Origin of the sequence: Lentisalinibacter orientalis (assembly GCF_040706535.1) — a bacterium.
Lineage (GTDB): Bacteria > Pseudomonadota > Gammaproteobacteria > Steroidobacterales > Woeseiaceae > Lentisalinibacter > Lentisalinibacter orientalis.
Genome location: NZ_JAPDRJ010000001.1, coordinates 1,467,329 through 1,486,741, shown reverse-complemented (window position 1 = coordinate 1,486,741; position 19,413 = coordinate 1,467,329). Strand labels below are relative to the sequence as shown.

General features: G+C 69.1%; 13 protein-coding genes. 5 read left to right on the top strand and 8 right to left on the bottom strand.

What is annotated here, in order from left to right; genetic code table 11:
- Positions 1-12: 12 nt before the first annotated feature.
- Together ACJMK0_RS06585 and ACJMK0_RS06580 are read right to left on the bottom strand one after the other, a co-directional pair.
- Positions 13-1,338: a response regulator gene (locus tag ACJMK0_RS06585; RefSeq protein WP_405236673.1), complete on the bottom strand. Its 1,326-nt coding sequence runs from the start codon at positions 1,336-1,338 to the stop codon at positions 13-15.
- 15 nt (positions 1,339-1,353) lie between these two features.
- Positions 1,354-3,180, bottom strand: a complete 1,827-nt coding sequence (locus ACJMK0_RS06580) for a sensor histidine kinase (RefSeq protein ID WP_405236671.1) — start codon at positions 3,178-3,180, stop codon at positions 1,354-1,356.
- Positions 3,181-3,364: 184 nt separating this feature from the next.
- On the opposite strand from ACJMK0_RS06580, the gene ACJMK0_RS06575 reads away from it, so the two are divergent.
- Positions 3,365-4,243, top strand: a complete 879-nt coding sequence (locus ACJMK0_RS06575) for an NAD-dependent protein deacetylase (RefSeq protein ID WP_405236669.1) — start codon at positions 3,365-3,367, stop codon at positions 4,241-4,243.
- A gap of 103 nt (positions 4,244-4,346) precedes the next feature.
- On the opposite strand, the gene ACJMK0_RS06570 is transcribed toward ACJMK0_RS06575, so the two are convergent.
- The 6 genes from ACJMK0_RS06570 to ACJMK0_RS06545 form a co-directional block, all read right to left on the bottom strand.
- Positions 4,347-7,115, bottom strand: a complete 2,769-nt coding sequence (locus tag ACJMK0_RS06570) for a TonB-dependent receptor domain-containing protein (protein ID WP_405236667.1) — start codon at positions 7,113-7,115, stop codon at positions 4,347-4,349.
- A 133-nt stretch (positions 7,116-7,248) separates the two neighbouring features.
- The gene (locus ACJMK0_RS06565) at positions 7,249-8,922 is read right to left on the bottom strand and encodes a serine/threonine protein kinase (RefSeq protein ID WP_405236665.1); all 1,674 of its coding nucleotides are present in this window, start codon (positions 8,920-8,922) and stop codon (positions 7,249-7,251) included.
- Positions 8,923-9,195: 273 nt separating this feature from the next.
- Positions 9,196-9,891, bottom strand: a complete 696-nt coding sequence (locus tag ACJMK0_RS06560; protein WP_405236663.1) for a winged helix-turn-helix domain-containing protein — start codon at positions 9,889-9,891, stop codon at positions 9,196-9,198.
- Between the two features lie 86 nt (positions 9,892-9,977).
- Entirely contained in the window at positions 9,978-11,489 is a 1,512-nt protein-coding gene (locus tag ACJMK0_RS06555; protein WP_405236661.1) for an efflux transporter outer membrane subunit, read from the bottom strand.
- Positions 11,486-14,635: an efflux RND transporter permease subunit gene (locus ACJMK0_RS06550; RefSeq protein WP_405236659.1), complete on the bottom strand. Its 3,150-nt coding sequence runs from the start codon at positions 14,633-14,635 to the stop codon at positions 11,486-11,488. Before ACJMK0_RS06550 ends, ACJMK0_RS06555 begins: the two co-directional genes overlap by 4 nt.
- A complete protein-coding gene (locus ACJMK0_RS06545) occupies positions 14,635-15,792 on the bottom strand; it encodes an efflux RND transporter periplasmic adaptor subunit (RefSeq protein ID WP_405236657.1) in 1,158 nt (385 codons plus the stop codon). The genes ACJMK0_RS06550 and ACJMK0_RS06545 overlap by 1 nt, the downstream gene beginning before the upstream one ends.
- Before the next feature lie 119 nt (positions 15,793-15,911).
- Here ACJMK0_RS06545 and ACJMK0_RS06540 point away from each other — a divergent pair, with 119 nt between their 5' ends.
- From ACJMK0_RS06540 to ACJMK0_RS06525, 4 genes are all read left to right on the top strand, one after another.
- Positions 15,912-16,586 carry a TetR/AcrR family transcriptional regulator gene (locus ACJMK0_RS06540; protein ID WP_405236655.1) on the top strand — a complete coding sequence of 225 codons (675 nt, stop codon included), beginning with the start codon at positions 15,912-15,914 and terminating at the stop codon, positions 16,584-16,586.
- A gap of 289 nt (positions 16,587-16,875) precedes the next feature.
- Positions 16,876-17,769: a rhomboid family intramembrane serine protease gene (locus ACJMK0_RS06535; RefSeq protein ID WP_405236653.1), complete on the top strand. Its 894-nt coding sequence runs from the start codon at positions 16,876-16,878 to the stop codon at positions 17,767-17,769.
- Positions 17,770-17,847: 78 nt separating this feature from the next.
- Positions 17,848-18,681, top strand: coding sequence for a mechanosensitive ion channel family protein (locus ACJMK0_RS06530; RefSeq protein ID WP_405236651.1), 834 nt, complete (start codon positions 17,848-17,850; stop codon positions 18,679-18,681).
- A gap of 1 nt (position 18,682) precedes the next feature.
- Positions 18,683-19,405, top strand: coding sequence for a DUF3429 family protein (locus ACJMK0_RS06525; protein ID WP_405236649.1), 723 nt, complete (start codon positions 18,683-18,685; stop codon positions 19,403-19,405).
- The last annotated feature ends 8 nt before the right edge of the window (positions 19,406-19,413 follow it).

Sequence of the window (19,413 nt, the reverse complement as noted above, 5' to 3'; positions counted from 1 at the left end):
TGCATCATTCATTCAGCTACGCACCCACAGTCTGCGCATCCCGCGGATGCGGCTCACGAATTGCGCCAGCATCGCCGCGCCGTGGCGTGGCGGCCGGTCGGGCACGACGGAGTGGCGCTGTACGAGCTCGGGATTCTCCAGCAGCTGGATGTGGCGCAATATGGCGGCGTTCACGTTCTGCACCAGCCGTGCCTCGTCCATCGGCTTCGACATGTAGCGGAACACCTGGCCATGATTGATCAGCGAGATCATCTCGGCGGCATCCCGCTCGTCGCTGACGACGATCGTAATGAGCTCCGGCAGATAACGCTTCAGCGTCGACAGCATGTTGCGCAGCATCGCGCCGTCGGTGCAGAAGTCCGTGACCAGCACGCCGGCCCCGGCATCGGACAGCATCTCAGTGACCTGCACCAGCGTGGATGCGCGGGTGACCCGATAGCGTTCGCCGAGCGTGCGCTCGACGCTGTCCGCGAACGTGGCATCGCTGGTGAACAGCGCCACGCCGACGTTGTCCATGTCCTCGCAGGCGCCGCCCCGCCGCGAGCCCGGCGCCTCGTCGCCGCCGATCACGATGGTGTCGACGAACTCCGTCCCGGAATCCCCGGACAGCACGATCTCGGTCTCCACCGGTGCTTCCTCCGCCGGCTTTTCCTCTGCCACGCCGGCGGTCGCCTCGGAACGCGGCGGCTCCTCCCTCTCCAGCTCCAGGGCCAGGTTCGGGACCGTCGCCGCATGATCCTCCGCCGGGACCGCACGAGGTGCCGGCTCCTCGGCCGCCGGCGGCACCGTCCCGGGCCGCGGCTCCGGTTCGGATTCGGGCGCGAGTTCATACTGGGGAGCGGCCTCGGGCTCGGACGCCCGTTCCGGCTGCGGCGGCGCAGGAGCCGCCTCCAGGACGGTCGCCGCACGCACGGCGGCCCCCGACTGGCGCGCAGCCTGTACCGCCTCCGCCAGGGTCTCGCGCAGCTCCTGCGGCGGGCAGGGCTTCGACAGGAAACGGAACACCTCGCCGATGTTGATGGAGCCCTCGATGGCGTCCAGGTCCGCGTAGCCCGTCAGCAGGATGCGCACGGCAGAGGGCGCGCGACGACGCACCTCTCCGAGCACCTCCACGCCGGAGAGACCGGGCATGCGCTGATCGGCGATGATCACGTCCACGCTTTCCTGCTCGGCGATGCGGATCGCCTCGGCGCCGTCGGTGGTGAGATGCAACTCGTAATCCCGGCGGAACAGCGCCCGCATGGAGTTGAGCACGCGCTTCTCGTCGTCGACGAACAGGACCTTCGGCTTGCCTCCGGGTTCGTCGTCGGGCGTGTCGATGCGTGCGGTCTGGGCCATCCCTTGCCGACCTCCCTACATCGCCGCGGCGCGTGGTGGCGCCGTGGCCTGGTCCGTGGATTCGTTCGCGGCGTCGGCGTCTCCCATCGCCTCCACCGGCAGCTTCACCGTGAACACGGAGCCCCGCCCGGGCTCCGACTCGATCACCAGCTCGCCCAGGTGGGCGGTGATGATCTTGTCGACGATGGACAGTCCGAGACCGGTGCCCTGGCCCACTTCCTTGGTGGTGAAGAACGGGTCGCGGATCTTCGCCATGACGTCCTCGGGAATGCCGCTGCCCGTATCCGCGATGCTGACCAGCACACGTCCGTCCTCGTGGCGGGTCGAGAGCGTGATCGTCCCCTCGCCCTCGATGGCGTCGGCCGCGTTCTTGATGAGATTCAGGAACACCTGGTTGATCTGGGACGGCGCGCAGCGCACCGTCGGCACCTCGCCGTAGTCCTTCTCCACGGTGACCTTGTGCTTCAGCACGTTCTTCGCGATCAGCAGGGACTTGTCGAGACCCTCGTTGACGTTGAACTCGCCGACCGTGGCACGGTCCAGGCGGCTGAAATCCTTGAGGCTCTGCGCCATCTCGGCGAGCTGCTCCAGGCCCTCGATGCTGTCGCCGACGAGGTCGACGGACTCCTCCAGATCGTCCCGGAGGCCGTCCTGGTTGAGCTGGCGATCCATGGCGCGCAGGCTGGCGACGAAGGCTTCCCGGTCCTGGCGGCCGTTGCGCAGCTGCTCCAGCAGGCGGCCCGCCTCCGCCGCGAACTGGTCGAAGTGCTCCAGCCGCTCCTTCAGCAGGGTGGCGTTGCTGAGCAGGTACCACAGCGGCGTGTTGATCTCGTGGCTGATGCCCGCCACCAGCTCGCCCAGCGACGACATCTTCTCCGCGTGCACCAGCTGGGCCTGGGACTCCTTCAGCTCCTCGTAGGCCTTCGTCAGCTGCTCGGTGCGGGCCTCCACCCGCTCCTCGAGGGAGGCATTCAGCACTTCCAGCTCGGCGTTGGCGCTGTTCAGCACCCGATAGCTCTGGTGCAGACGCCAGCCGACGAACGCGATGCTGGCCAGCAGCAGCAGGCTCAGCACGGCCAGCATCAGGCGGGCACGGTCCGCCCGGCCGACCACGGCGCGATCGTGGGCGCGCAGTGCGGCGAACAGGGCCTGGGCACGGTCGCCGGCCTGCGTCTCACCGAGGGCGGCCAGCGCGGCACCGGCCGGATCGCGCACCTCCGTCAGCGTGCGTGCCGCCTCGGCGAGGCGGTCCAGCTTGCCGGGCACCCGGTCCATGGCGGCCGGGTCCGACTCCAGTTCGGCGAGACGGGTGCGGATTGTCTCCGCGGTCGTCTCGCTGCCGCCGCCGGCGAAATCCAGCGCGGCGACCGCCAGGGAGAACACCTCCTGGGACAACTCCTCCAGCCCGAAGCTGCGCAGATCGCGCACCAGCGGCGGGGATTCGCTGCGGATGACCGCTGCCGCCTCCGCCAGCCGCGCCTGGCCGTCGAGGAAGCGTCGAGCCGCCGCCAGCGACTCATCGAGTGAAGAGGTGTAGTCCGACAATGTCGAGGCGATAGCCGCACTATCCGCCGAGACCGTGGCCGGCAATTCGTCGCGCCGGGCCTCCAGCCGCTCGAGCAGGCCGGCGGTGGCTGCCGGCACGGGACGCCCCTCGCGGAAGGCCGTCTGCAGCCCTTCCTGGAGGGTCGCGAGTTCGTTCTGGCTCTGGCGCAGCAGGTTTACGCTGTTGCCATAGGTCACATAGTATTCGGAGTCGACTGCGCGGGACTGGACCACCAGGATCGCGAGCACCCCCACGAGAGCGAGCGCGGCGACGGCGGCAAGAGCGTTTCTGAGCATCGCAGGGGCTCCCCTTACATAATGCGCGCAAGACTATCCCGGCAGCCGGACGGGCGCCGTGATGCCTATCACAGCGTGGCCATTGCGCCGACGGCGGTCTGCGCGACGGCCCGCCCGGGCCGGCAGCGCAACCAGCCGGGCACGATCCATGGTAGGGAGCGCACGGAGACGCGGAAAACCGACAATGTCTCGTTTCAGGCAAGAAACCCGGCAGAAAGGGCCGCGGGAGGACTCCGGCACGGAGGCGCTGGCGCGGTTCCTGGAGCGCCACCCCCGGCTGTTCGTACTCACAGGCGCCGGCTGCAGCACCGCTTCGGGCATCCCCGACTATCGCGATCCGGCCGGCGAATGGAAGCACGCCCGCCCGGTGCAGTACGCGGACTTCATGGCGCGGCACTCGGTCCGCCAGCGCTACTGGGCGCGCAGCATGGTGGGCTGGCCGCGCATGGCGGCGGCACGGCCGAATGCGGCCCACCACGCTATCACCGGCCTGCAGGAACGGGGTCAACTCGAGCGCCTGGTCACCCAGAACGTGGACGGTCTGCACCAGAAGGCCGGTACGGCGGACGTGATCGATCTGCACGGACGCATCGACACGGTCGTCTGCATGGCATGCGGGGCCGAACTGTCACGCACGGACTGGCAGGCCGAAGTGGCTGCCCTGAATCCGGACTGGGAGCGGCGCATCGGCGCCGCCTCGGACCGCCCCGACGGGGACGTGGATCTCGCGAACGCCGACTATGCCGGCTTCGTCGTGCCGCCCTGCCCCCGCTGCGACGGCGTGGTGAAACCCCACGTCGTCTTCTTCGGCGAGGCCGTGCCGCCCGGCCGGGTCGCCGACGCCCGCGCCGCGCTCGGCCGCGCGGATGCGCTGCTCGTCGTGGGCTCGTCGCTCATGGTCTTCTCGGGCTTCCGCTTCGCCCGCTACGCCGCGGAGGCCGGCAAGGCCGTGGCCATCGTCAACCGGGGGCGTACGCGGGCGGACGAACTGGCGACGTTGAAAGTCGATGGGGATTGTGGGGAGGTATTGGGGGCCGTGGTGGAGCGGAGGGGTCGGGCCTGAAGGCCGTCCTGCGGCGCGGAGGGGTCGGGCCTGAAGGCCCTCCTACCGTGGGAAGAGAAAGGCCGCCCCATCCCGCGGGGCGGCCTTGCGGTCCGGGGACCTGTCAGAGGCGGTACTGGAAGCTGATCGCGAAGGTCGAGCCCGGGTCCTCCTCGAAGGTCAGGACGCCCTCGCGCTCGATCTCGATCTTCTCCTGCAGGATGTTCTGCACCTTGGCCTTCACCGTGATGGTGTCGGTGGGGTACCAGGAGTAGACGAAGTCCAGCGAGTGGAAGGGCTGCTCGTAGCCGTCCGGCGCGCCGTTGCGGCCCGCGACGTAGAGCCGCTCGCCGAACACGTTGTAGCCGATCGACGCCGTGTGCTGACCGTTGGGCGAATCGTAGCCCAGCGACAGGTTGGCGACGTACTCCGACGCGCCCGTGAGCGGACGCACGTTGTTGGTGGGCGCGTCAGCCTCCGGACCGGCGACGAGCTCGGAGTCCTGCAGCGTGACGTTGCCCTGGACGAAGAACGAGGACATGAAGTCGCCGAGGAAGCCGAGCTCCTTCAGCCCCTCGAACTCGACGCCGTAGACCTCCGCCGACTCCGCGTTGACGATCTCGCGGGCAGTCGTGGTGTCACTGGCCGCCGACTCGAAGAACTCGATGGGGTTATCGATGTCCTTGTAGAACAGCGTCACGGTCAGATTGTCGCCGCCGCCGAAGAACCATTCACCGCGAACGTCGTAGTTGGTGACATCGGCCGGTGTTACGCCCGGGTTGCCGTCCACCAGGTCGCCGGTGCGCGGGTCCACGTAACTGGCATCCGTGATCTCACGGAGATCGGGCCGCACCGAGGTCTCGCTGAAACCGAAGCGCAGCTGGAAGGTCTCCGCCCACCAGGAGCCCATGTAGGTAACCGCCACCGACGGGAATATCTCGTCCTTCTGGAACGCCGCGTCGCGCAGCCGGTCGGGGTCCGTCGTGACCTGCGGGTTGTCGATGGAATAGCTGAGCGGGTTCCAGTCGACGGCCACCTGCTTGTAGTCCTCCCAGCGCAGTCCGCCGGCGAAGCGCCAGGTGTCGTTCCAGGTCCAGTCCAGCTTGCCGTAGAACGCCTCGGTCATGGTCGCGGCGATGTAGCTCTGGTTGTTCGTGCCCTGGATGGCGAAGACGAAGTCGTTCGCGGGATCGAGCAGATTGTCATTCGAGAAGATACCGCCCAGGTCTTCGGGGCCGCCCTGGAGCACATCGAAATCGTCGATGCCGCTGCCGGGGCCGACGCTGAACTGGCGCTGATCGTAGGTACGCGCCTTCTGGTCGTGCTCGTAGCCGACGCCGACGTCCACGTAGGAATTGCCGAAAGCGAGCGGGTAAGTGAAGCCCCAGCCGTAATTCTCGACCCGGTCGTCCAGGTCGGTAAAGCGATAGTCCGCCGCCCGGTTGTCCAGCGCCACTGCCGAAGACAGCACCTCGCCGGTGTCCGGGTCGGTGACCGTCTGCAGGTCGATGTCCACCTGGTTCGGGATGTCGGTGCGGGCACGGGAATCCGACCAGAACCAGGAAAACTCCGCCTCGGTCGGCACCCAGCCGACGAAGCTCACCAGACCCTCGGGCAGGATGTCACGAGTGTCGTCGCCGATGCGGTGGGTGCCGCGCAGCTGGTTCACCGCCATGTTCCGCTCCTCGAACTGGTAGCGGACGTTCTGAAAGCCGAGGCCGTCGGACTTCTCCCGGTTCTCGTTGAAGAAGTTACGGATGGCGGTCTCGTCGTCCGTGTTCCTGAGATACAGGGTCGTGGCCGAGAGTTCGTGGTCGCCGGTGAAACGCAGGCCGAGGTTGAGATTGCCCGTGATGCTCACGTTGCGGGTGGTCTCGTTCTCGATGTCGGTGCGCTCCTCCGGGAACTGGAAGTTGCGGGAGATCGCCTCGGTCTCGCGCCATTTTGTCTCGTAGGCACCACCGACCAGGAAACCGAGTTCCCACAACTCGCTCAGGACCAGGTTGCTGCCGATACTGCCGCGGACGTCGATGTCCGGGAGTGGATCCTTGCGCTCGAGACCGACCTCGCGATTGAGCAAAGCCCCGAGTTCGCGGTTGATGCTCTGGGCCTGCTGGAATGCCTCGGCCGCTGACAGATCGGGATCCTCCGCCCGCAGGGTGCTGGCGATGCCCTGGACGTCGACGTTACCGGCGAAACGGGCGATCTGCTGCGACAACTCCGCGGGCAGGCTGCGAGCGCCGCTATCGGTGCCGAAGTCGTCGTCGCTCGAACCCGGATAGGTCAGCACGTCGCCGCTGACCTCGCTGTTGGTACCGGTGCCCACCTCGAACTCGACCGTGAAGGCGTCCGGAACCGTCTTGGTGCGGATGTCCACCGCGCCGCCGCCGAAGTCCGCCGGCAGTTCCGGCGACCAGGCCTTCTGCACCCGGATGGACTCCACGATGGACGTCGGGAAGATGTCCAGTGGGATGACGTTGCGGGTCAGGTCCGGCGAGGGGATCTGGCTGCCGTTCAGCGACGTGGACGAATAGCGCTCGCCGAGGCCACGCACGTAGATGAACTTGTCGTTCACCAGCGTGAGACCCGGGACGCGGCGCAGCGCGGCGGCCACCGTGGAGTCGCCGAGACGGCTCATGGCCTCGGCGCCGAGCAGGTCGACCACCACGGAGTCGTCCATACGTTCGTTGATGAGCTCCTCTGCTGAACTCAGGGAGCGGCCGACGGTCACGATCTCGTCGATGACGTCGTTGTCCGCCTGGGCATCGAGCTGCGGGCGCTGCACGCCCTCCTGGCCTTCCGCGTCCTGCGCGAACACTTGCCCCTGGGGGCCGGCCAGGATGAGCGATATGGCGAGCGCCAGCGGTGTCCTGGCGATTGCGGCTTTCTTCATGACTGTGCCTGTTGTCTGTTTTCCTGCAAATTGCTGCGTATGCGCAGCTGCGAGGCTGCCGGAACCCGGAAGGGGCGCCACCTCCCGTCAGGAAGTGGCGCCCCGGGTCCGACTCAAGCGGCGGAGGCGCCTGTCACTCGAACCACAGCGCCTGGGCGCGGTTGTCCGGATGGATGCCGTAGGTCCAGTTCTGGGTCCAGTCCGGGATACCCAGCGACACGGCGCCGACGAAATCGCCGCTCTGCGGGGCGCCGGTCGGCACCGCGCCGTCGACGGACATCGTGGCATAGGGGATCGAGTAGATCGGGATGCCGTTGGTGTCGCGCTCGAGCAGCTGCAGGTCCGGGTCGGCCGCCGCGGTGGCGTCTGTCGCGCCGGCGATCGTGGCGGAGACGCCGCCCTCGGCCGCGAAGAAGCTCTCCTCGGTGGTGGTGCCATCCGGGAAGGTCTGGCCGCGGAAGGGCTCCTGGAAGGCCATGATGACCGAGTTGAATTCCACGAAGCCGTCCAGGGCCGCCTGCTGGGTTCGGTTGTCGATGCGCATGCCGTAGTTGTCGTTGCTGCTCGTGGCGTCCGCCTCGACGAAGGAGCCGATCAGGAGGGCGTCGTTGATCTCGACGTAGATACCCTCGCGCAGACGCCAGCCGGCACCCGGGTCGTGGGTCGCGGTGGCCGCGCCGTTCGGCGAGACGATGCAGGTGAGGTTATTGATGGTCATGCGGGTATTGATGCCCTGCGTGATGATCTCCTCGACCCTCGTCGGATCCAGATCACTGAAGGACCCGATGCCGTCGGCCTCGATGCAGTGGTTGCCGTCGGTCTCGGACTGGATGACCAGCGCGTTGGTGATCGTACCCTGCCAGCCCTCGTCGACGTCGATGGAGTCGTCACGAACGTACAGCGCCACGAAGTTCTCGAAACTGACGGCGCCGCCGAACATCTCGATGCCGTCGTCGAAGGTCGAGTAGACCTGCAGGTTACGGACGATGGTGTTGCGGCCGACGCCGCCGAACGTGATGCCGTTCAGCTCGTCGCCGTTGCCGACGGTGGCGCCGGTGTGCTTGACCACCACGTATTCCAGGCGGCCCGAGCTGTCATCGTTGTTGTCGCCGCCGTACTGGGACTCGTCGAGGCCCGCGGCACCCTCCGCGTCGACGTGGCAGTCGGTGGTGGCCAGATCGCCGCCCGCGACGGTGCCCGTGTAGACACACTTGTTGGTGACGCCGAAGCCGTTGATGACCATGCCGCCCCACTGCTGCACATCCTCGGGTCCGACGGTGCCCAGCACGTCGGACTCGGAGGTGAACGTAATCGGCGCGTCCTCGCGACCGACGGCCAGAATGCGGGACCCGCGGTTGATGATCAGGAAGTTGGCGCTCGTCCGCCAGGCAAGGGTTGCACCCGCCTCGATGGTGAGCTCCGGCCCGTCGCCGCCCTCGGTGATGCCGGAGGCCGCCAGGTCGGCATCGTTGTCGAAGGTCTGGCCGATGAACAGGCTGCCTTCGAAGATATGCGCACCGCCATTCGGCAGCGCCGGGATGTTCAGGTCGACCAGCACGTTGTTGCCGGCGTCGGCGAACGAGGGCGAATAGGTGCAGTTGGTGCCGTCGTAGGTGCCCTGCAGCGTCTGACCGCCCGTGTTCTGGTAGGAGGCGCAGGGATTCGTATCACCGCCGCCGCCCGGGTTGGTCACGCTGTTGTCGACGCTGTTGTCGACGGTCTGCGGCGAGATGTTGATGTCTCCGCTGTCGCAGCCGGCAAGCGCGAAGCCGGCGAGGACTGTGGCAAACAAGACTTTACGATTCATCAGTTTTCTCCAGGCGTAGAGTTCGTTCGTGCGCTTCACTGCGCGTCGTGAGTTTCCGATGTGAGTCCGGGCCGGGTACGGCGCCGTTGTTCATCACTCTGCGTTGTTGTTCTCATCGGCGAAGCAGCGGACCGGGCCGCCGAGGGCCTGCAATCTACGCCCGGAATGCTCACGTTTTGTGACAGCTCTATTACAGATTGATGACGACTCCCGAGAGTCGATCGAGCACCGCCTCGTAATGTCTTGATCGGACAACACGAAGTCGTACCGGCGTCAGCTCTCGTGCAGTGAGAACCGGTAACCGCTGCCGCGCACGGTCTGGATGTAGTGAGCAATGCCGTAGGGCTCCAGAATCTTGCGCAGCCGGCGGATGTGGACGTCCACCGTGCGCGGGCCCACCTTGGTGTCCCGGTCCCAGACGTAGATCAGCAACTGGCTGCGGCTGTACACCCGGTCCTGGTTGGAGACCAGGAAGCTCATCAGCCGGTACTCCCGCGGCGCGAGCGCGGCGGGCTTGCCGGCCACGGTGACCCGGTGGCTCGTCTGGTCCACCAGGATCTCGCCGGCGCTGAGGACGTCGCTCGCGCCGGCGCTGGCCGGCCGGCGCAGGCAGGCGCCGATGCGGGCCATGATCTCCTCGATCACGTAGGGCTTGCCGACGAAGTCGTCGGCGCCGGACTCGAAGGCCCGGACCACGTCCCGGGAGGCCGGCGCGCGGGAGGTCATGAGGACGCGCAGGGGCCGCAGCCGGTCGTTGCGGCGGACGTCCTGCAGCACCTCGACGCCGTGGACGTCGGGCAGCAGCGACTCGAGCACCATGAGGTCCGGCAGGCGGTCGCGCACCTCGCGCACCGCCTGACCGGCCGTCTCGGCCTCGCTGACCTTGTGTCCGAGTTCGCGCAGGTGCCGGGCGAGTTCAGCGCGGCATGCGGCGTCATTGTCGACCAGGAGTATGGAGGCGGGGTCCATGGCAGCGCCGTCTTTGTTGCTTTTTTCCCGGCGCTAAGGAAATCACCCCGTTCTTAAAGTGACGTTAAGGATTCATTGCGGTTTTGTTACGGCGTTCCGCCCTGCCCGCCGGGCGCAATGCCGACACCCGCGCCTACACCCGTGCCGACACCCGTGCCGACACCAAGGGCCTTGTAGACACGCACCAGCGCGAGCAGCGCGCGGATCTCGGCGCGCACGCGTTCGTCGTCGGTCTCGGCCAGGCGGCGCTCGGCGTCCAGCACGGTCAGGAAATCGCCGAGCCCCTGCTCGTACAGCCGGGCGGCGATGTCCGCTGCCGCCGCAGCCGCCGCGGAAGCCTGCCTGAGTTCCGCGAGGGTGCCGCGCTCACCGGCCCAGGCAGCCAGGGCGGACTCGGCATCGGCCAGCGCGCGCAGCACGGCGCCCTCGTAGCGCGCCAGCGCCGCGTGCTCCCGCGCCTCGGCCGCCCGCAGCTCGGCCCGCAGCCTGCCTCCCTGGAAGACCGGCCAGCGCAGGAACGGCACGATGCCGAGCGTGCGGCTGTCGCCGGTGACGAGATTCGATACGTCGCCCGCCTCGAAACCGCCGCTGGCGCCGAGCACCAGACGGGGAAAGAACGCCGCGGTCGCCCCGCCCACCTCCGCCGTGGCGGCGGCGAGCTCCCGCTCTGCCGCGATCACGTCCGGACGGCGGCGCAGGATCTCGGCGCGCAGGCCGACCGGCAGGCTGGCCGGCGACTCGGGCAGCGCCAGCTCGCCCTCGAGTGCGGCGCGTACCTCGCCCGGGGTGCGTCCGGTGAGCACCGCGAGCCGGTCCGCGCTCGCGGCAGCCGCCGCCTGCAGGGCCGGCAGCCGGGCCCGCGTCGAGCGCAGCTCGGCCTCGGCCCGCAGGGCGTCCAGTTCCCGGGCCAGTCCGATCTCGACCTTGGAGCGCGTGAGCGCGAGCGTCTCGGCCTGGGCGTCGACGCTGCGGCGCGTGACCGCCAGGCGCTTGCGGGCGCCGCGGTATTCGATCCAGGCACTGACGGTCTCTGCCACCACGGAGAGCGCGGTGCCGGCGGCGGCGGCCGCCGCGGCGGCGCTGCCGGCATCCGCCGCCTCCAGCCGCCGGCGGGAGGCGCCGAACAGGTCCAGCTCCCAGCTCGCGTCCAGACGGGCGTTGTAGAACTCGCCGTCTCTCGGGGCCAGCCCGGCGCTGATGATCTGGGAGGCGGCACCGGGCGAGTTCAGGCTCTGCTCGTACCAGGTATAGCTGCCCTCGGCGTCCAGGCGGGGCCAGAGCGCGGCCGCGGCCACGCCGCGCAGCGCGCGCGCCTCCTCCACCCGGGCCACGGCCGCGCGCAGGTCCCGGTTCTCGGCCAGCGCCGCCTCCACATAGCCGCCGACCTCGGGCTGCTCCAGCAGCGACCACCATTCCGCCGGCAGGCTCTCCGTCGTGACGCCGTCGGGCGGGGCCAGCCATTGCCCGCCATCGCTCTCGGGCGGCTCGTAATCCGGTCCCACCGCACAGCCGGCGAGGCCCAGTGCGCCGGCCGCGGTGAGGACGGCCGGCGCGGCACGCCTCAGGCTGCCTTTGATCATGCCGATCACGCCGATCATGCCGGCACATTCCCGCCGGCCGCCGCCGCGGCCTCGGCACGGCGCCACCGGCGCCGGTGCAGCAGCCGGTAGATGGCCGGCGTGAAACCGAGCGACAGCGTGATGGAGAAGAACACGCCGCCGGCGATGACGATGGCGAGCGGCGGCCAGAAATCCCCGCCGGTGAAGACGAGCAGCGGCACGAAGCCGCCCACGGTGGTGAGCGTGGTGCTGGCGATGTGCCGGGTCGCGCCCACGGTCTCCTCCACGATGGCATCCGCGGCACCGGAGCGGGCGCGCGGATTGGCCCGGATGCCGGCCAGGACGACGATGGTGCCGTTGATGGCCACGCCTATAAGGCCGGCGCTGCCGATGATGGCGTTGAAGCCGCGCGCGTAGCCGCCGGCCCACAACGAGAGCATGCCCAGACCCACCGACAGCACCGCGACCACGCCGATGAGCGCCGCGAGCGTCACACTGCGGAAGGACAGGATGATGGTCGCGGCCATCAGCAGCAGGAGTACCGGCATGTAGGCGAGCAGTTCGCCGAAAGCCTCCGACTGCTCCTCGCTGTCGCCCGCCACGGCGAGCGTATAGCCTGGCGGCAGGGTGAAGCCGGCAGCCGCCATGCGCTCGCGCACGGCATTGGTGACGTCGATGGCGAGCGCGTCGCGACGGATGTAGCCGTAGACGTTGTTGACGCGGCGGCCGTCGCGGCGGCTGATGCTGGCGGCCTCGGGCACCAGCGTGATCTCGCCGACCGCGTCGGCGGGAATCCACTCGCCGTCCAGTGCGGGTGCCAGCAGCGAAAAGCCGGCGATCGCGGCCGTGGTCTCCTGGGCCTCCCGCGACAGCCGCACCCGCACGGGCAGCTCCTCCAGATCCTCCAGCACGGTGCCGCCGGTCGCGCCCTCGAGATTCGCCTGCATCTGCCCGGCCACGTCGCTGAGGCTGAGCCCGGCGAGCCGCACCGCGTACTCGTCGGCGCGGAAAGCGAGTTTCGGCTCGCCGCCGGTCACGCTGGCCCGGGTCTGCAGTATCCCCGGAATCGTGTGCATGATACGTCTCAGCTCGTCGCCTAGGCCTTTCAGCGTGGCGACGTCCGGGCCCGTAATGCGGAAGCCCACCGGCGCGGCCACCGGCGGCCCCTGGGCGAACGGGCTGACGATGATGGAGGCTTCCGGGAACCGGTCGGAGAGCGTGCGCGGCAGCTCCCGGGTCAGGCGCTTGGCGCTCGCCAGCGTGTCCGTGTAGACCATCGCGTGTGCGTAGGCGGCGTTACCGTCCTGGCGCATCACCCGGTTGTAGTAGATGGTCGGATAGCTGCCGCCGACCCGCCAGTCGACCCGCTCGACGCCGGGTTCGCGGCGCACCGCCGCCTCGATGCGGGCGGCCAGCCCGGCGGTGCGGGCTATCGCGGCATCCGGCGGCAGCCAGACTTCGATTTCGAAGTGGTCGCGGTCCGCCGGCGGGAAGAACTGCTGGCCGAGGGTGCCGGCCAGGACGAAGCCCGAGACGGGCAGCACGAGGCAGGCGCCGGCGGTGACCCAGGGCCGGGCCACGGCGGCGGTGAGCAGGCGCCGGTAGCGCGCCGCCAGCGGCCGGGACCGGAAGCCGGCATCCCACCAGTGATAGCGCTGCTCCTGCCGGCGCCGCCGCAGGTTGATGCCGGCGAGCACCGGGATGAAGGTGGTCGCGATCAGGAACGACGCGCTGAGCGCCAGCACCACGGCGATCGCGATCGGCCCGACGAAGTCCCCCATGGGGCCCGGCAGCAGGAAGACCGGCATGAAGCCCAGGATGGTGGTCAGCGTCGAGGCCAGCAGCGGCACGAACAGGTGGGAGAGCGCGTGGCGCACGGCCTCCGTGCGTTCCTCGTCGCGGTCCAGCTTCTTCTTCACCTCGTCGGTCATGACGATGGCGTTGTCGATGAGCAGGCCGATCGCGATGATCATGCCGAAGATCGTCATCTGGTGGATCTGCTGGCCGAGCACGTTCAGGCCGAACACCGTGAGCGCGGCGGACAGCGGCAGGGCCGCCCCCACGATCAGCGCGGCGCGCCAGCCCATGCCGACGAAGACCACCAGCATGACCAGCAGTGCGCCGGCGAACAGATTGCCGCCGAGGGTGGACAGGCGCTCTTCCGTGTAGCGGCTCTGATCGAACGCCACCTCGACGCCGATGCCCTGCCCCACCGATTCACCGTATTCCTCGACGGCGGCCCGCGCCGCCTCGGCCCAGCGGTCCACCCGTATCTCGGGCCCGGTGCGCGCGGCCACGAGGATGCTGCGCGCGCCGCCCGTGCGGGCGATCTCCGCCGGCGGCTCCCGCCAGCCCCGCGTCACCTCCGCGACGTCGCCGACGGTCACCAGCGCCCCCGCGCGGTTGCCCTGCAGCGGGATCGACGCCACGCGGGCGACGGAGTCGAGCTCGCCCGCGACCTCCACGAAGAGCTGGCGCTGCCCGGTGCGCAGCGCTCCCGCCGGCTGCTTGGGATCGGCGCCGGCCACCCGCGCGGCGGCCTCGGTGGCGGTCATGCCCAGCGCGGCCAGCCGGTCACGGTCGAGGGTGACCGTGATCTCCTCGGCCGGCTGGCCGTAGAGCCGCACGAGCTCGGTCCCCGGCACGTTGCGCAGCCGGTCGGCCAGTTCCTCCGCCAGCCGGTTCATCAGCGTCAGCCGGGGCTCGCCGCCCTGCTCCCAGTGGATCGACGCCACCAGGCTGAAGGCGGTGGCGCTGAACTCGTCGTCGAAGTCCAGTTGGGCGCCTGGCGGCAGTTCGGCGGTCACGTCGTTCAGGCGGTCGCGTATGCGCGAGAAGATGCGCTCGTTCTCGCCCGGACCCACGCGGTCCTGCAGCTGGATGTTGACCACGGACACGCCGGCCCTCGAGTTCGAGTCCAGCTCGGCGATCTCCGCGATCTCGCGCAGCGCGTCCTCCACGGGATCGGTGACCAGCGCCTCCATCCTTGCCGCCGTGGCACCCGGCAGCAGCGTGATCACCTTCGGATTGCGGTTCGTGATCCGGGGATCCTCGATGCGCGGCATGCTGCCGATGGCCGAAAGGCCGGCCAGCAGGATGACGATGACGCCCAGCACCAGGAGGTGGCGATTGGCGAACAGCGCAAGCGCCGGCCGGGCGACCGGCGGGACGCGGCGTCCCTCCATTACTCGGTCTCCGTGCCGGGCTCACGCATGGTGTCACCCATTGCCTGGCGGACGCCGATGCGAACCGTCTGCCCGGGGACGATGCGATGCAGCCCCTCGACGACCACGCGCTCGCCGTCCTCGATGGCACCGCGGACATAGACCCGGTCCGACTGCTCGTGCAGCACCTCGACCGGCCGGGCCTCGATGACGTGGGTCGCCTCGCCCGCGCGTTGGCCGTCGGATGGGTCCGCGGACAGCGGCACCGCCACGTAGTTCGTCCACACGCCCCGGTCGCCTTCGGCCAGGGATCCCAGCGGCACCCAGAAGCCCGGCTTCTCCACCGGCAGTTCCAGCGCGAGCCGGGCCAGGTCGCCGGGCAGCACCCGGTATCCGCCCTCGAGTTCGAAGATGGCGTCCACCGTCCGGGTAGCCGTATCCCTCAGCGGCAGCACGGCGCGCAGCCGGGCGGTCATCTCCCGGCCGTCCACCCGCAGGACGTGCTCTTCCCGCGCCCGGATGGCGTCCAGCATGTCGCCGGCCACGCCGATGCGGACCCGGGGCGCCGTCCGCTCCTGCAGCTCGAGCAGGACCTGGCCGGCGGCCAGCACCTCGCCCTCGTCGGCGGAGCGGTGTGTCACGGTCGCCTCGAAGGGAGCCCGCAGCACCGACTTGTCCAGGTCGACCCGCACGCTGTCGAGGCGTGCCCGGGCCGCCTCCAGGGCGGAGCGGGCCGCGCGCTCCGCGCGGACGGCTTCGTCGTATTCCTGCCGCGACACGCCGCGGAATTCGAGCGCTTCCCCGGTGCGCGCGAGGGTCGTCTCCGCCAGCGACAGCGTGGCCTCGCCCTGGCCCAGCGCGGCCTCCGCCTCCGCTTCACGGGCCTCCAGGCGCCCGGTATCCAGACGAGCGAGTGGTTCGCCCGCCGCGACGTTATCGCCCTCGTCCACCAGCACCGCCGCCAGCATCCCGCCAATCTCGAAGCCCACCGCACTGTCCCGTGCCGCCTCGACCCGGCCGGCGAATTCCCGCCGCACCACGTAGCCATCGGCCGGCGCGACGCGCGCCACGGGCACCAGCAGCGCCGGGTCCATTGCCCCCTCGCCGGCGCCGTCATCAGCGCAGGCAGCCAGTGCCGCCACGGCGGCGAGCACGACGCCGTGCCGCGAAAGCCTCATTCCCTGGCCTGTAGCCTGCCTCATAGACCGGACTCCCCGAGGTGTTCCATCCTGTGACCGCGTGCACTAAACTAGACTGTTCAGTTTGATCTTAAATTACCTATACGGAACTGTCCAGTTTGATAACTGAAGCGGCGCACGCCCGGCCCGGACGGCCGAAGAGCCAGGAAAAGCGCGACGCCATCCGGCAGGCGGCGGTACGCCTGTTCATGTCGGAAGGCCTGCAGCGCACCTCGATGGATGCCATCGCCGCCGAAGCCGGCGTCTCGAAGCAGACCGTCTATTCCCACTTCGACAGCAAGGACGCCCTGTTCCGCGAGTGCGTCCGTACCAAGGTGACGGACTACGGGCTGGAAGCCGAGGCCATACCGCCGGAGACGCCGGCCGCGGAGGCGCTGCACGCGTTCGGCCGCCAGTTCATGGAGCTGCTGCAGGACCAGGAGGTGCTCAGCATGTTCCGCCTGCTGGCCGGCGAATGCCCGAGCTATCCCTCGATCGCACGGGTCTTCTACGAGGCGGGTCCTGGCCAGAACTGCGAGTTCCTGGGCTCGCTGCTGTCGCGCTTCGCGGAACGGGGGGAGCTCGTCCTCGATGATCCCCTGGAAGCGGCCTCGATGCTCATGGCCATGTTCAAGGCCCACTACTTCCTGGAGCTGCTGCTGCGCGTGCGCGAGACCATCGAACCCGAAGAACTGGAGCACCACCTCCAGCGCACGGTGCGCCGCTTCCTTGCGCTGCACGGCAGCGCCGGGTCGCCGCGGGAACAGGGTTTGCCGACGCGGGAAATCCGCTGACTACGGGGGAGTAAAGCACCGAACCGCCCGCGCCGGCAACGATCGTGCGGCCCGCCTGCACCGGCGGACCGTCTTCTGATCTCCTCCTAGCAAGTCCCGTGCCAGGAGGCGCCCTCACCGCCGATCAAGCACTTGTGCTGCACACGCGTCCGCACTCCCCCGTCAGGTGCACCGCCGCGGTGCCGCGCGGCCGCGCGTTGCCCGCATTTCGGGCAACGACGCCCCAACCCTCGTGGCCCTCACGGCCATGGCGCTTGAATAGTCGCGGGCGCGGCCCGACTCTGTGCTGATGAGCGAAGAAGAACCCGTCGTCGTGTTCGAATCCCCCCGGCCCCGGGAGACCGGCGAGCGGGCGCTGGTGCTGCAGTCCGTCGGCATCCGCCACGAGGTGTTGAGCGACGGCCGCAGCTCGCTGTTGGTCGTCCCCGCCGCCGAGGCCGCCCGCGCCCGGCAGGAACTGGCCGAATGGCGCCACGAAAACCGGCACTGGCGCCCGCCCCGGCCGATGCCCGTGTTCCGCAAGCTGAATCCCTGGCCCGGCCTGGCCGGCTATCTCCTGCTGGTCTGCGCCGTCGCTTGGGCCTCCTCCCAGAGCCTGTGGGGACTCGACTGGTTCGGCGCCGGGCGGGTGAACGCCGCGCTCGTACTGGAGGGGGAATGGTGGCGCACCGTCACCGCCCTCACCCTGCACCTGGACCTCGGCCACATCACGGCCAACCTCGTATTCGGCCTGGGCTTCGGGCTGTTCGCCGGCCACTACCTGGGATCGGGCGTCGCCTGGCTCGCCATCGTCGCCGCCGGTGCGCTGGGCAACGCCGTGAACGCCGGGATCCAGCCGCCCGACCACAATGCCGTCGGCGCCTCCACCGCCATCTTCGGCGCGCTGGGACTCATCGGCGCGTTCGCCTGGCGGCGCAGGCTCTACCCCCAGGACCGCTGGGTGTACCGGCTGGGCCCCATCGTGGGGGCCATTGCACTGCTGGCCTACACCGGCAGCGGCGGCGAGCGCACCGACGTGGGCGCCCACCTGACGGGTTTCCTCTGCGGCGGCGTGCTCGGTCTCGCCTGCGCGCGGCTGAATACGGACCGGCTCGCAGAAGCGCGCATTCAGCTGTCGGCGGGTCTAGTCACCGTGGGCGTCATCGCGCTGTCGTGGGCACTCGCGTTCGAACACTGGTCCTGACCGCCCGCTCAGCTTGATCCACGCCCACCTTGCTCTAGAATCGGCGGCAGACAATAACACCAACCGGAGCGAAACCCCATGGAACTCGATCTTGAGCAGCTGGCCTCGAAGGCTCAGACCCTGGCCACGGAATTCGGCGTCGACATCATCGCCGCACTGGCGATATTCATCATCGGCCGCTGGGTCGCCAACCTGATCACAAAGGGCCTGCGCCGACTGATGGAACGGGCGAACGTCGACCCGACGCTGATCAGGTTCCTGAGCAATATCGTCCGCATCCTGCTGCTGATCTTCGTGATCCTGGCGGCCATCGCCCAGCTCGGCGTCCAGACGACCTCGCTGATTGCCGTCCTCGGTGCCGCCGGCCTCGCCGTCGGCCTGGCCCTGCAGGGTTCGCTCTCCAACTTCGCCGCCGGCGTGCTGGTCATCATCTTCCGGCCCTACAAGGTGGGCGACTACATCGAGGCTGCGGGCGTCGCCGGCACCGTCGACGAGGTGCAGATCTTCAACACCATCATGAACACGCCGGACAACAAGAAGATCATCGTGCCGAACAGCCAGATCACGGGCGGCATCATCACCAACTACTCGGCCCACGAGACGCGGCGGGTCGACTTCACTTTCGGCATCGGTTACGCCGACGACATCGACAAGGCGAAGAAGATCATCGAGGAAGTGCTCACCGGCGACGACCGGGTGCTGGCCGATCCGGCGCCGCAGATCGTCGTAGCCGAACTCGCCGACTCCAGCGTCAATATCGTGGCGCGGCCCTGGGCCAATGCGGCCGACTACTGGGGCCTGAAGTTCGACGTCACGGAGACCGTGAAGAAGCGCTTCGACGCGGAGGGCATCAGCATCCCGTTCCCGCAGCGCGACGTCCACGTGTACTACGAGACGCCGCAGAAGAGCTGAGGTGAAACTCGACGACCCGCAGCTGGAATCGGTCGCCGCCTCCGAGCGGGTCGTCGTCTTCCACTCCGGGCTGACGGACACCAGCCGCGTCCGGGAAGCGCTCGAGTCCCGACAGATCCCCCATCGCTTCGAATCGATGCCGATGGGGGACTCGCCCATGCGGGAACGCTTCCACCGGCTGAAACAGGGCACGGGCTGGTCCACGCTTCCCATCGTCTTCGTCGACGGTGAATTCATCGGCGGCGAGAACGAACTCATGGCCCACCCGCTGATCGCGGACGGCCCGCCGGGCGCCGCGACCTCGCCCGCACGCTGGATGGGCTACGCGGGCCTCGTCCCGTTCGCCCTGCCCGTGGCCGGCATCCTGGCGGGTGACAACGATGCCTGGTTCCTCGACTGGCTGACCGGCTACGGCGCCGTTATCCTCGCCTTCGTGGGCGCCCTGCAGTGGGGGCTGGCGCTGGACGAGCGGCGCGAGCGCCGCGGCGAGCGCATCCTGGTGAGCGTGGTGCCGGCGCTGGCCGGCTGGCTCGCCCTGCTGATGCCCCACGGCGCCGGCATCGCGCTGCTGATCGCCGGTTTCATCGGCATCTACAGCTACGAGCGCATTACCCTGTGGCCGGGCGGTTACCCGGTCTGGTTCCGGCGATTGAGGACCCAGCTCACCGTCGGCGCCTGCCTGCTGCTCGGCGCGGGACTGCTCGCCGCTTTCCTCACCGGCTGATCCGCCTG